The sequence below is a fragment of the Gracilibacillus salitolerans genome (genome assembly GCF_009650095.1).
Lineage (GTDB): Bacteria > Bacillota > Bacilli > Bacillales > Amphibacillaceae > Gracilibacillus > Gracilibacillus salitolerans.
The window spans coordinates 4,316,058-4,330,476 of sequence record NZ_CP045915.1; the positions used below are offsets into that span (position 1 = coordinate 4,316,058).

Here is a 14,419-nt window from a genome sequence, read left to right on the forward strand (position 1 = left end):
TACCCCTTAAGATTCGAGTCACTTCTTCTGCACCATTAAATATATTCCTTCTCTACCATAACCTTCTGAATCTTCTTCCTAGCTACCTTCCCCCAATTCTTCACTGCATTTTCTGTTACTCCTTCTTCTTCCGCTATCTTTCTAACAGACTGATCTTTCAACACAAATTTATCAAACCAACACCACTGCTTATCAGTCAACGCCTTCTGAATATCTACTAATAATGGCCTATCTACTTCCAACTCATCTACCACTACCAAATCTTCTATTGTAACTTGATTAAACCATCGCTGAAATTGATCACGCTCGCGATTTTCTTTGCGAATTTTGTTAAGGAAACTTCTTGTAATGCCATAATAAGCATAGGTGGAAAACTTTGATTTTGATGGATCATAGTTTTGAAAAGCATCCCACAAGGCAATTAACCCTTCTTGATAAAATTCCCCATCGACATCTCGAATTTGATATTTGTGCATAATGTGATAAATCACCTTTTCACAATCCTTCAACATACCCTCAAATCTCATCACTTGATGAACTCCTACATGACAAGCACTTGCCTCACGTATTCCGCGGTAAAGTGATCATATAAAAGTTCCTCGTCTATGTCATATGGTGATATTTGTATGCCATCCTTTGAAAATAGCTCCAATTACCATTATTTTTGGGATTTTCATCTGAGAAAATGGGATTATTGCATAAATCTATCATAGTTCATCGCTATTTATAGATTTTCTTTTACAAGCCCCATTAACCAACATCTGACCTTTTGACTTATTATGCGAGAAATATAGACTTAATTACCGATAGGTCTGCCCCTAATACGTGATACACATTGTACTTCATACAAGAAAAGCAATATTGCTCAACACTTCATTTTCTGATAAGCTTTTATTTCTTCATCTAATAATCTGCTATGTCTTAAAGTAGAGGGAGCAGTTAATCCCTCTTGAGATCCAATTTTTAATAATTCATGACGCATCTTTTCAATTCGTTCTGATAGCAAATAAATTTCTATCTCTTTTCCCTTATTCATGTTTATCCCCACCATCTACTAATACTTTAACTCCGCAATCTATACGTATAAGCGTACAACTATTAACTATATTATATAGTACGCTTACAGGTACAGTCAATACTATATAAAAAGTGAGGTATTCCGTTGAAAAAAGTAGAAATTGCACTTAACGAATTATTGCATCAATACAACCTCAGCTTAAATCAACTGCACCTTTTAACTGGTATAAGAAGAGCAGCATTAAGTGAGTTAGCAAATGGTAAAAGACAGAGGATTCAATTAGACCATATAGAAAAAATTGCAAATGCTCTTGATATTAATGATATTAACAAAATTATAACGATTAAAGATGAAAATAAAGAATACTAAATATCTTTCTATTTCGTGATCATGAAACTATATAATGATTATGCTCAATAATTCACATGATAAAACGAGAAGAAACTCCCGTTGCAATATTTCCATGCATTTACGGGAGTTTACTCTAGTCCGTTATATTTAGAAAAAAGAAACTAAATTTATTCCTCTACCCTACTAACTAAAAACCAACCATTCAATAGATTCTCTCTATTATAATAAAACCGCTCATCATCTTCATGTCGAGTAACAGATCCACCCGCTGCTTCAACAATGGCTTGACCTGCACCTGTATCCCATTCCATCGTTGGTGCATATCGTGGATAGTAGTCTGCTTTTCCTTCTGCTACTAAACAAAACTTTAACGAGCTTCCTGATGAAACAACCTCTGCTTCTCCATCTAGTTGATCAATAAACTCTTCCGTTTCTTTCGACATATGAGAACGACTAGCAACCACATTAATAACCTCAGACTCATTCACTTCAGGTAACCGAATACTTTGATTAACTAACTCTTCTTCATTCGCTACATTTACTTGAGAAGCATTGGTTAACTTATAAGCACCTTCACCCTTTACACCGAAATAGAAAGTATCTAATGCTGGAGCGTAAATAACGCCAAGGATTGGATAGTGCCCATCAATTAGTGCGATGTTCACCGTGAATTCACCATTTTTCTTAATAAATTCTTTCGTTCCGTCTAAAGGATCCACTAACCAAAATTGCTCCCATTTCTTGCGCTCTTCAAATGGGATTTCCCTGCCTTCTTCACTTAACACAGGTATTGTAGAATCTATCTTATTTAGACCTTCTGCAATTACGTTATGGGATCTTTTATCCGCAATCGTTAAAGGTGAGTCATCCTTCTTTACTTCCACCTCAAAGTCTTGTTGATAGACATCCCTTATTTCTTTACCTGCATCTAAGCAAATTTTGAATAAATCATTGATATATGTATGCATAAAACATCCTCCTTCATTTATTAAAACCATACCACATTCACGATGGTTACGGTTATCAGCATCACGATGATACTTAACGGGGTTCCAACCTTGATATAATCACTAAAGGTATATCCACCAGGACCATACACAATTAAGTTGGTCTGATAGCCAATTGGTGTAATAAAACTTGCAGAAGCTGCAATAGCGATCGTCACGGCGAATCCCATATAATCTAAGGACAGCACCTCTGCCATCTCGATACCGATAGGCAACATTAACACGGCTGCTGCACTATTTGTAATCAACTCTGTGAAAATGTTGGTCAAAATATATACAGCGATTAATATCGCAATAATGCCAAGTGGTTCACCTATTTCTAAAAGTCCATTTGCCATCCATGATGCAAGTCCTGTTTTGGTCATCGCCGTTCCTACACCAAAGGCACTAGCAATTAATAGCAACACATGAAACTGTATTTTTTTCTTTGCTTCCTCTGGACTGATAATTTTGGTAATGATAAAAATGAATACAGCTAAAAGCATGGCCTTAAACATCGATAACACATTTAATGTTACTGCTAGAATCATGGTAATAAGGACAATTAAAGAAAACCAGCCTTTTTTACGATTCTCATTTAAATGATTCGGCGTTTCCATCGAGGATACAACATAAAAGTCATTTGATTGTTGATACGTTCGTATAAAATCTGAGCCGGTTAGTAATAATAAAACGTCACCAGGCTTTAAGACAATATCTCCTATTTTACTTTTGATCCGTTCATTATTTCGGTGTACGGCTAAAACACCAGCATCAAACCTTGAACGAAATTGTGACTGCTTAATGGACTTAGATAACAAGGAGGATTGATGTGACACTACTGCCTCTACTAACTGAACATCACCATTCTTCAAATCATCCAAATCTAAATGAGTGCCTGTTTCTAATTGAAGCCCCTTTAATTGTTGTAATTCAGCAATCGTCGAGATTAATCCGGTAAAGATAAGTCGATCTCCAGCACGCACGATCGTTGTCGACTTCACCGGAGAAACTCTTTCTGATTCACGAATAATTTCCACTAAATATAATCCTTTTAATTCACGTAAACCCGCTTTTTCCACTGTTTCATTAATAAAAGCAAAACTATTAGAAACCGTCATTTCTGCGATATACTCACGGCTATCCTGTTTCACCTGTTCACTAAAACCCTTATTATGAGGAAGTAACTTATAACCGATCGTAAACAAATAGATAAACCCGATAATCAAAACAGGTACACCTACAACAGCTAGTTGAAATAAGGTGAAACCTTTTAACCCATAATCTAATAACATACCGTGAACGACTAGGTTTGTAGATGTACCAATCACCGTAATCGTTCCACCTAAAATAGTGACATAGGATAGTGGGATTAAAAATTTAGAGGGGGCGATTCCTCTTTCTTCACACCACTTCTTGATCATTGGCGTAAAGGTAACCACTATTGGGGTATTATTCAAAAAGGCAGACGATAAAGAGATCGGTAAATAAAAACGAAACATAGAACCTCTAACCTTCTTGCTTTTACTCAACCACTGCTTCATCATCTGTTCGAGTAGACCATGTTTTTGAACAGCTCCTGCTACGATAAATAATAAGGCAATCGTAAGCATCCCTTGATTTGAAAAGCCTTTAAATGCTTCTTCTGGAGTTAATAGTCCTGTTAAAACAAAAATTACTAAAGCAGAAAACACTATCATATCAGGACGAGTAAGTTCTAATAACAAAGCTACAAACATAACGACAATAACCACTAATACAAATCCCATTTCAAGTGTCAATGAGGAATCACCTCCCATTTAAAGCGTATAAGCTACTACCATTTTCACTTGATAGTAGCTTTCCAACTGTTAGTCCAAAAATTTCATTATTTCTTTGACTACATAATCTGTAGCTTCTTCTAATGAATATTCACTTGTATCGATTTCAATCTCAGGATTTTTTGGTTGTTCATATGGACTGGAAATACCCGTAAAGTTTGGAATCTCACCTAGACGAGCTTTCTTGTATAACCCTTTTACATCTCGTTGTTCACATACTTCAAGTGGAGTACTTACAAAAATCTCGATATAGGAATCCCCAATAATTTCACGAGCATTTTGTCTGTCACTTTCATAAGGTGAAATGAAAGAGGTTATTGCAACAAGGCCGGCATCATTCATTAATTTACCAACTTCCGCAATACGACGAATATTCTCGACACGATCCTGTTCTTTAAAGCCAAGGTTTTTATTCAAACCATGGCGAACATTATCCCCATCTAATAACATCGTATGATGCCCTGTTGCTACAAGGCGTTTTTCCACTTCATTAGCAAGAGTTGACTTCCCAGATCCTGAAAGTCCTGTAAACCATAGTGTTAATGGTTTTTGCCCTTTTTGTTGAGCGCGTACTTCTCTTGAAATATCTGTTTCCTGCCAAACCACATTAGTAGAACGACGTAAGGCATGTTCAATCACACCACATGCAGAAGTCATATTGGTAACCCGATCAATTAAAATAAGCCCACCTAATGCTTCATTATTTTCAAATTTATCGAAGACCATATTCTCTGATAAAGAAATATCACATTCTACCAGTTCATTTTTAAAGATTTTATCAGCTGGAATCTCTTTACCTGTGTTAATATCAATTTTATGTTTAATCGACATCACAGTCCCTGGCAACATTTTGGTTCCGACTTTAACCAAGTAGTTTCTACCTTCTACTAATTCCGCGTCATCCATCCAAAGAATAGAAGCAGAAAACATATCAGTAACCTGAATATTCTCTGAAGAGGTTAAGACACATCCTCTAGAAACATCGACTTCACGATCCAATTGAACCGTTACAGGCTGACCAGCACTTGCTTCTGAAGCTTCATATTCTGTAACAAGTATGCTTTTCACTTTTGCTCTTTCCTGACTTGGAAGTGAAATGATCTCATCGCCTTCTTTAATATTACCAGCTTCTATTTGTCCCTGGAAACCTCTAAATGTATGATTTGGACGACTTACACGCTGCACTGGCATAACAAATTCCTGTTCAGCAGCATCGTCAACTACTTCGATATCTTCTAAATAGGGCAATAATGCTTTTCCGTCATACCAAAGCGTATGGTCTGATTTTTTAGTAATATTATCGCCTTCTGTTGCAGATACAGGGATCACTTGAATACTTTCCAAATTAAAACCATAAGTCATTTGTTGAAAGTCTTTTTTAATCTCTTCAAAACGTTTTTGATCATAGCCTACTAAATCCATTTTATTAACAGCAAGGACAATATGTTTAATTCCCATTAATGCACAAATACGTGCATGGCGTTTTGTTTGGCTAATGACACCTTTTGTTGCATCCACCAAGATTACAGCTAAATCAGCGAAGGACGCCCCAACTGCCATATTACGCGTATATTCCTCATGCCCAGGAGTATCGGCAACAATGAATGAACGATTGTCTGTTGTAAAATAACGATAAGCTACATCTATGGTAATCCCTTGTTCCCGTTCAGCCATTAAACCGTCAAGTAAAAGAGAATAATCTATTTCTCCACCACGGCTACCTACCTTTGAATCTAGTTCTAAGGCTTTTTCCTGATCCGCAAATAATAGTTTAGCATCATACAGCATATGACCAATCAAAGTTGATTTTCCGTCATCGACGCTACCACATGTAATAAACTTCAATAAACCCTTCATTCTAGAAATACCCCTCTCTCTTACGACGTTCCATACTACCAGCAGCTTCCTGATCAATCACTCGGCTTGTCCGTTCAGAAGAAACCGCACCTAACGTTTCTTCAATAATATCATCTAACGTATCTGCCTCTGATTCAACACCACCAGTAAGAGGGTAACAACCTAATGTACGAAAGCGAACTTTCTTATACTGAATTTCTTCACCAGGTTCTAACTTCAAACGATCATCATCCACCATTACAATATTGCCATCACGTTCAACAATTGGACGCTCTTTCGCAAAGTATAATGGCACAATATCAATTTCTTCCTGACGGATATACTGCCAAATATCTTTTTCCGTCCAGTTAGAAAGAGGAAATACACGCATGCTTTCACCCTTATTAATTTTGGTGTTATAAAGCTTCCACATTTCAGGCTTTTGATTCTTCGGATCCCAGGCATGGTTCTTGTTACGGAAAGAGAAAACTCTTTCTTTCGCACGTGATTTTTCCTCGTCACGACGACCACCACCAAATGCAGCATCAAAACCGTATTTATCAAGACCTTGTTTTAAGGCCTGTGTCTTCATAATATCCGTGTAGCTTGCGCCATGATCAAATGGGTTAATGCCTTGTTCTACACCTTCTTGATTGGTATGTTCTAGCATTTCAATACCTAATTCTTTTGCTTTACGATCACGGAAATCGATCATTTCTTTAAACTTCCATGTTGTATTAATATGCATGAAAGGAAATGGAGGTTTCTCCGGATAAAAAGCTTTTATTGCAAGATGTAACATAACAGAACTGTCTTTACCAATTGAATATAACATAACTGGATTTTCGCATTCTGCAGCTACTTCTCTTATTATGTATATTGCTTCTGCCTCGAGTTGGTCGAGGTGGGTTAGGTGATCCATGATAGTGCCTCCTTAGAAAAATACGATCATAAAATACTCTTTATATATTCTATTGCTACTTAGAGTAGCTTCTATTTATATTAATTTAAATTTTAATTAGAATAGTAATACTTTTCTACAACATTATCAATATTTTCTATTTGTGTGTCAGAAAGCTGGTGTTTCCACTTTTCTAATGATTCTATTTTCATTTTATACGGAGGGAAAGGAGAATGTAATTCTAAAAATTTTGCAATATTCACTAAGCATGGTTCCGGATTCTTAACTAAACTTTCATAATTTATAACCATTAATCTATTCCCCAATGATAATTTTAGTTCATCCATCTTCTTTGCGTGTGAGCACCATCTTAATGCAGCTCTTTCTTCTGGCGCCATACTTTCATACTCGGAAACATTTTCAGTAGTTATACCTAAAAATTCATTTGGGATAGGGAAATCACTCCAATTTTTTTGCCAACGTAGAACTCCTTCATGTTTTAACATACTTGCAACAACAGAATATGGCTCTCTTTGTATTCCAATAAATTTTGCATTTGGGAATATAGAAGATAACTCCTCACTGATCCAGATATTGGAATGACTTTTATCAACATAATGTTTAGGAGCTACTTTTGCATGTTCAATTTTATATTTCCGAACCAAATTCGGTAGTAATCTCTCTTTTTTTTCCTTATTTAAAGCAATAGTTGTAGCCATTGTAAAAATTTTTGGTTTTTCAATTGTCGCATTAATTAAGTGGTGACTATCTAATACATAGCCCAACAGATGTGTACCGGAGCGACCACTTCCTAAAACAAAAATTTTTCTTGTGTCTTTTGATTCATCCTTTGCAGCTAAATATTTAAGGCTTAAGTTTTTTATCAGTGACATTCTAAAACTCCTCTACTCTTATTTTATTTTTATTGCTTATTACTTACAGCCTTCTTTTAAATAACTTAAAGCCATTTCCGACTATAGAAGGGTATATTTTAACTTTTTTATAAACCCAAAATGCTAGTAATGCATTCCATAACATTAAGCTTACTGATGTTGCTATTGCAGCCCCATTAATTCCCCATACCGGAATTAATAGTGAATTTAATATAATATTACATATCGCAGAAATAACTACTCCAAATGCGCTGAATTTTTCATTACCTGTCATATTTAATAAGTTACCCACTGACCCAAATGCAGCACTTACTAATTGACCTAGACTCAAAATAGCTAATGCTATTCCACCTCTTGCAAAATCAGCACCATAAATAAAATGCAGAATCCAACTACCGAAAATTATAAATATTAATGAAACAGGGAGAGCGAAAGCAAATGCTACTCTATTACTCAAGGTTACAATTCTTTGAAGTTTACACTTTTCCTCTTTGATAAACAATTTCGAAAATTGTGGCGCCATGACTGAATTAACCGCTGAAAGTGCAAAAACTATTAATGTTGCTGCATTTATAACAACTTGGTAGATTCCTACTTCTATTGAAGAGCGAATTGCACCTAACATAATAATATCAAGTTTATTATTAATTAACATCATTCCACCAACAAATAATAAAGGTAACGCACTATGAACCCATTTTTTAATTTCATATTTTGGTTTTTTACTTTTAATGTTGATTAGTAAATTATTATATAGTAAAGCAGCACCAATTAAAAAAGCTATAAGTACTGATAGAACTCTTAAAAACATGGCTTCAATTGAATTTATTTCTTCAAAAAAAATAGTGGCAATTAGTGAAAAAGAAATAAATACAAATGGTAGAATTATATGTTCTGGCAACTGCCCAATTATTACTCTATTTATACCTCTTAAGGCAGCTGCTCTTAACGAATTTAATGCCATTAAGGGTAATAATAATAACGATATTAGAAAAGTATTATAAGCAATTGAATCATTATCACCTACAAAGTACCAACTAATGAGAAACGAAAAAAACATAATAAATATTGCTATTAACAAGACACTTTTATTTGTTAAATTAATTAAACCTTTTAAAAAATTCCATTCTGATTTAGTTTTATATGAGGCGCTAAATCTAACAATGACATTTGGTAAACCTAAAGTTGTTGGTACGCTTAATATACTAATAATAGAAATTGCATATGCATAATGACCATAGTTTTCAACTCCCAATGTGCGTGCTAGTATTATACTGACAAGAAAAGTAAGGAAAGTTCCTGTTATTTTAATAATAAAACTTCCAGACAATACTTTTGCTAGTTGAGAGTTTTTTAATTTGTTCATGCGATCCTCCATGACTTTTACAATTATTAAGCACAAATAAATCATTCTAATAAATATTTATCTAATTGCATAAAATGTTGTTCTGATTTTTTAGCTTGTTTTGAAACATCAATTAAATTTAATTGCATACCCTTATATACATCAGCAACATCTAAATTTTCAAGTTGATTAAAATCGGTATATAAACCATCAAAGCCCACATCCTTCATTACGTTTGTCATCTTTTGGCTATAAACGATAGGAAATACAGGCTTATTAAACACCCACCCTAGAATCATAGCATGAAATCTTGTTGCAACAACAAATTTAGAATTTGCAATCGTTTGTAATGCTTCTTTTATATTATATTTGTAATAATGTTTCTTAACCTTTATTTTATTTCTATCAGGTAATAATTCTAAAATCTCTTCAACAGCTTCTTTGTCACCTTCCTTTTCACAAAATGACATAAGTGTAACATAATATCCCTTTTCATTTAAATAAATAATAGTGTCCTTGATCTTTTTATAATAAATTTCATCATAATTCTCTAACTGCTTTCTAACCGATGGCCTAATTACAGAAATAACAACATTATTTTTTTCTTCTTTTATCTTTAAATCCTCTTTTAATTGAAAAACAATATCATCTGCTAACCTTACATTAGGAAGATCTTTAAATAATTCATATGAATAACTATCTCTAAAGCAAATATCTGTATACTTGGAAAATAAATTTTTATATGCTAGAAAATATTCACTATCAATAAATGGCCCAAAGTTGGCTCCTAATAAATAAAAAGGTTTATTTTTAATTTGCATACCTTCTTTATTTTCAAATTGATTTTTCCAATTATTAACTTGCATAAAAATAGAACCTCCTATATTTACGGCAGCATCACACTTTTTTGCAATTTTTGTACGTAAAAAAGGCCTATTTACTTTAAGTACTCTAAAAATAAAATTACCTACCTTGACTAACAATGTGTCACTAGGGAATATACTAATATTTTGTAGATCTTCAAAAAGTTTCTTATAACCTTTTGGAGCATATAATAAAAACTGAGTATTAGTGTATCTTTCACATAGTAGCTTTATAAATAAGTCATCTCCTAAATTCAAATTTGAATAAGCATAAATCATGACTTTCTTCATTTTTAAAACCAACTTTCCTTTTTAAATACAGATTGTAATTGAATAGTGCATAGGTCTTTTATATGTAATAAAAATTAAAAATTGAATAGAGAACACATAAACACATTACCTATTTCGAAATTATTCGCTGTACTCTAATCAATCTTGAGTAACTTTATGACATACTACAAATTGGAAAACTATTTCTTTAAATAGAAATCTGTATACTTCAAATCCTCAATAAAATAAATTGGAGTAGGACGTTATTGTGTAAGAATCTTCCTATATAGTAAAATATTCTAAATTTTTTATATAAATTAATTTTCATAAATAAGAATTATTATTAAAGGAGGACGAGAAATTAATATTTCAAAGTGTACTCACGTACAGTTGCACCGTTATTATTTTTGTTTAAATTCCTAGTTCCATTCATATTAAGCCAGTTTGTTAACATAACCAAAATGATATTTTTTGCATTAGAATTATACATAGACCTAAGAGCCTTGAAAAGATGCCTCTGCGGGTACGAATTCCTAAATATAAAGCCTATCAGAAGACTTGACTTACTGAGCTAAAGTTGATTGTAATGACCTAACTAGGACTTATCCCTGAAACTATACTAACATCCCTATTTTAATAGAGCTCCTTTTTATAATATATCTTATATTTAGATTATTTAAGACCTTTTCGACGATTATAGGCAGCATAAATCGGTCGGAAGCTTAAAATATAAGTTTTAAATAGAATTTTCTTATTGTATTTAGTTGTTCTATACCTATATAGAAGTTCTCTAGCTTCCTTGCGTTTATTTATGGAAATCAAAAACCTTGCTTTGGAAATCAACCTACTTATCATATACTCTTCAAAATAGATAGAGGTATTTCCTTTATTTCGTTCTTTAATAAGAACTTCTTCTGCGTAACTCATAAAGGATTTATTGTATTCTATTTCCTTTCGTGTTGCCATATTTTCTGCATCTTTATAGTATCTAGCGAGCGATTTATTTGAGAAAACTATTTTATATTTTAAAGCAATTCTACACCACATGTCTAAATCTTCACCTCTGGTAATACCCAATGGAAAGTAACCTACTTTATTAAAAACCTCCTTAGGTATTACCACGGAAGACGCTGAAATCAACGGAGTTTTAATGGACTCTTTAAAGTAACTTCCAACTATTCCTTCCCAATTTAGATCAAAACTATTATTCTCATTAGATGGATCGACTGCCCCGTTACTTTTTACAAACTCATAGGAAGTAGCGTATGCTCCATTCTTTGGATACATGTTAATAAGTTTATTAATTGTCTCTAAAAATTCTGGCTTCCATGCATCGTCTGCATCTAAAAAAGCGATATAATCGAAATTCGCGTTATATATCCCTTTATTTCTGGCTGCTGATACACCTGCATTTTTTTGCTGAATCACTTTTATTTTAGAATTATTAATACTTCTAATTTTCTCTACACTAAAATCAGTTGAGCCATCATCTATTACAATAATTTCAAAATTCTTGTAAGTCTGATTTAGAACGGAATCAATAGCTCTTTTGATAGCCTTTTCTTTATTATACAGTGGAATCACTACTGTGAAATGCATCATATCACCATTTTTCAATCTATATTTATTATCACACTTAAATTTCTTTCAACTTTCTTGTATATTCATTAGTTCAGTAAGTGCCAATCCCATACACGTTTCAAACTCAATGCAATTTTAGATTACTACTGAGTAATTTTTAGTGAATGACTCAAAACAAATTTTGAAGTATTATTACTATTATGAGTTTATATTATTTTTCTATCCTAGAGTCATATTTTTATATAAATTCATATATTCCTCCAACAAGCTTAATATCATAGATGTCCTTCATAAGGATTTTGAATACTTATAATAAAAGAAAAATCGGCAATTTAAAATATTTTCGATTACACTTCTTCCGTTTACTCACAATTAGGAGTTTTTATCCACTCCCCCATTTCCATATCAAACTCTTTTGGCTGGATTTTTCCGTAACCTGATTGATGAAAGAATGTCATTTCTCCAAAGTATACTTTTCCATTTACATAGTAAAAATCAACTCTCACATGTGGTATATTCTTAGACAAAATTTTACTCAAATTAATCATCTTATTTAGCTCAATAGGTTTTGGTACTACCTCTGACAACTCTCTTGGATAAGATATACTTCCATTCATTAAATTCCATTCTAAGTCATACAAATTTCTTCTCGTCTTAGATTTATCAGTTATATTGAAATCAACTGCTATAAAGCGAGGTATACCATTGAAACAGAAGAATCTATAATCTTTAAGATCTGTTCCATGTTCATCTTCCATATATTTTTCACATACAATTCGCGGCTTCACATTTTTATATGGCCACTCCCCATATATATAGTAGTAATTTTTCTTTAGACACTTTGTTATTTTTTCTTTCGCCGCATTAATATCAAGTCTACTTTTATCTTTACAAATTACTAGTCCACCTGAGTCGTGAGTACATTTTAAGACAAATTGGTTTGGTAACTCACTGAAATCAATTTCATCAAAACTATCATATACTCCCAGTAGCGGTGTAAGATATTCTTCTCCAATAGTTGTTACAATATATTTTCGAACTTCATATTTATCAACTAATTGTGTATATATTGGATTTCTATCATATAATTTTAAATATTGTAACTTTTCATTAAATGTTTTAGGATCTTTCAAGTTAAGTTTATTGCCAGTCTTTAATTTATAAGTAATTTTTAAATATAATGTATCTGGAATGAATCTAAAAATTTTTAATCGTAATATATATAAAAGTGTTATTTTAGGTTCATTTAATGCTGTTTTCAACTGTCTAAACATATAATATCACCACTATTACTCTATATTTTATTTGTATTTTTCAATCTGCTTTGTATTTTAGAATTATACTTTTGTTACAAACCATTAGTTTTCCTTCTGCTTTCAACTACAATTACCCTGCTTATTATACTTCCTACAGCTAATAGAATACTAAAATGCTTACTATTATAGTAAACTAAACCAATAGACATTACTATGTAAGAAATAATTATTGCAATAAAAGTATAGCAAATTGTTTTATATTTATTATTTTTAGCAGTCTTAAACAAATCTTTTAATACTACAAAATGAAGAAGATAAAAGACTAATACTCCTAATATTCCTGTACCAACCAATAGTTCAATAAAATTATTATGGGAATAAAAGTTTCCTCCTCCATAACTACTCAATAAATATTTATAATTATCTATACCATATCCGGTAAGCGGTTGGTCTTTAAACATCTCTAATCCAAAAGAAGTCAACTGATTTCTAACATTTATTGATGCCTCCTCATTACTATCTTCGATTATAAATGAGATTAAGTTTTCAACTCTATTGCCGATTATCTCATAAAAAATTGGAACATTGAATATTAAATAAGAAATGACGAGTAATATAAATAAACCTATTACTACAAACTTGATTTTGTTGCTAAACCCTTTTCTATTTCTAAAGTATAATATAATTATCATATTTAATATTATAAATAATAATGCTTTTCTGGAACCTGTTAATAAAATAGTGGGAACCATTATAAACAATAATAATATATACCAATATTTTTTTTCTTCCAAAATAAAATAGATGCAAAATGTTGCTGCTATACCAATTATAATCCCGACTGAGTTCACGTTTCCTAATTGATCTCCAAATCTTATCAACGTAGAAAAATCTGAAGAAAGTAATATATATATACTCGCTATACTTCCTGAATATACAAAGGAAACCATAAATCTCTCTAACTTATCAATAGTATCTATATAATTAACTAGAGAAATCATGACTAAAAAAATAAAAAACAAAGATCTAATTTGTATTATTACAGCATCTTGATTAATTGAAAATATGATTGAAATAATAACTAATAAAAAAAACATTAAATAAATTAATAGCGCATTATTAAAGACAAGTTTTCTTTTACTGAGCAAAAAGTTTGTCCATATCAAAAAAATAAGTAATAACGATATAATATTACTAATTAAACTTAAACCTTCTATAAATACAAATATATATAAGCTAAGAATGAAAAAAAATATTATTATATTTATTAACTTATTTAGAGATAACTGCTTCATTAGC

The 14,419-nt window shown here is 32.1% G+C and carries 13 protein-coding genes; 1 reads left to right on the forward strand and 12 read right to left on the reverse strand.

Annotation, left to right across the window (positions count from 1 at the left end; translation table 11 throughout):
• Window positions 1-35: 35 nt before the first annotated feature.
• The gene (locus GI584_RS20355; RefSeq protein WP_153793041.1) at window positions 36-527 is read right to left on the reverse strand and encodes a sigma-70 family RNA polymerase sigma factor; all 492 of its coding nucleotides are present in this window, start codon (window positions 525-527) and stop codon (window positions 36-38) included.
• A 338-nt stretch (window positions 528-865) separates the two neighbouring features.
• A complete protein-coding gene (locus tag GI584_RS20360) occupies window positions 866-1,036 on the reverse strand; it encodes an aspartyl-phosphate phosphatase Spo0E family protein (RefSeq protein ID WP_153792422.1) in 171 nt (56 codons plus the stop codon).
• A gap of 126 nt (window positions 1,037-1,162) precedes the next feature.
• On the opposite strand from GI584_RS20360, the gene GI584_RS20365 reads away from it, so the two are divergent.
• On the forward strand, window positions 1,163-1,387 hold the full coding sequence (locus GI584_RS20365) for a helix-turn-helix domain-containing protein (RefSeq protein ID WP_153792423.1): 225 nt from the start codon (window positions 1,163-1,165) through the stop codon (window positions 1,385-1,387).
• Window positions 1,388-1,536: 149 nt separating this feature from the next.
• Here the strand turns inward: GI584_RS20365 and cysQ are convergent, their stop codons facing one another.
• The 10 genes from cysQ to GI584_RS20415 form a co-directional block, all read right to left on the reverse strand.
• A complete protein-coding gene (gene cysQ, locus GI584_RS20370; RefSeq protein ID WP_153792424.1) occupies window positions 1,537-2,337 on the reverse strand; it encodes a 3'(2'),5'-bisphosphate nucleotidase CysQ in 801 nt (266 codons plus the stop codon).
• 20 nt (window positions 2,338-2,357) lie between these two features.
• Entirely contained in the window at window positions 2,358-4,136 is a 1,779-nt protein-coding gene (locus tag GI584_RS20375) for an SLC13 family permease (protein ID WP_153792425.1), read from the reverse strand.
• Window positions 4,137-4,205: 69 nt separating this feature from the next.
• On the reverse strand, window positions 4,206-6,032 hold the full coding sequence (gene cysC, locus GI584_RS20380; protein WP_153792426.1) for an adenylyl-sulfate kinase: 1,827 nt from the start codon (window positions 6,030-6,032) through the stop codon (window positions 4,206-4,208).
• A 1-nt stretch (window position 6,033) separates the two neighbouring features.
• Entirely contained in the window at window positions 6,034-6,933 is a 900-nt protein-coding gene (gene cysD / locus GI584_RS20385) for a sulfate adenylyltransferase subunit CysD (RefSeq protein WP_153792427.1), read from the reverse strand.
• Between the two features lie 92 nt (window positions 6,934-7,025).
• A complete protein-coding gene (locus GI584_RS20390; RefSeq protein WP_153792428.1) occupies window positions 7,026-7,805 on the reverse strand; it encodes a sulfotransferase family protein in 780 nt (259 codons plus the stop codon).
• Between the two features lie 43 nt (window positions 7,806-7,848).
• Window positions 7,849-9,171 (reverse strand): flippase, encoded by a 1,323-nt coding sequence (locus GI584_RS20395; protein WP_194842061.1) that lies wholly within the window; start codon window positions 9,169-9,171, stop codon window positions 7,849-7,851.
• 41 nt (window positions 9,172-9,212) lie between these two features.
• On the reverse strand, window positions 9,213-10,304 hold the full coding sequence (locus GI584_RS20400) for a polysaccharide pyruvyl transferase family protein (protein WP_153792430.1): 1,092 nt from the start codon (window positions 10,302-10,304) through the stop codon (window positions 9,213-9,215).
• Between the two features lie 651 nt (window positions 10,305-10,955).
• Window positions 10,956-11,900, reverse strand: a complete 945-nt coding sequence (locus GI584_RS20405) for a glycosyltransferase family 2 protein (protein WP_153792431.1) — start codon at window positions 11,898-11,900, stop codon at window positions 10,956-10,958.
• A gap of 326 nt (window positions 11,901-12,226) precedes the next feature.
• Entirely contained in the window at window positions 12,227-13,138 is a 912-nt protein-coding gene (locus GI584_RS20410) for an ATP-grasp fold amidoligase family protein (RefSeq protein WP_153792432.1), read from the reverse strand.
• A gap of 74 nt (window positions 13,139-13,212) precedes the next feature.
• Window positions 13,213-14,415, reverse strand: coding sequence for an O-antigen ligase family protein (locus tag GI584_RS20415; protein WP_153792433.1), 1,203 nt, complete (start codon window positions 14,413-14,415; stop codon window positions 13,213-13,215).
• Window positions 14,416-14,419 lie beyond the last annotated feature (4 nt).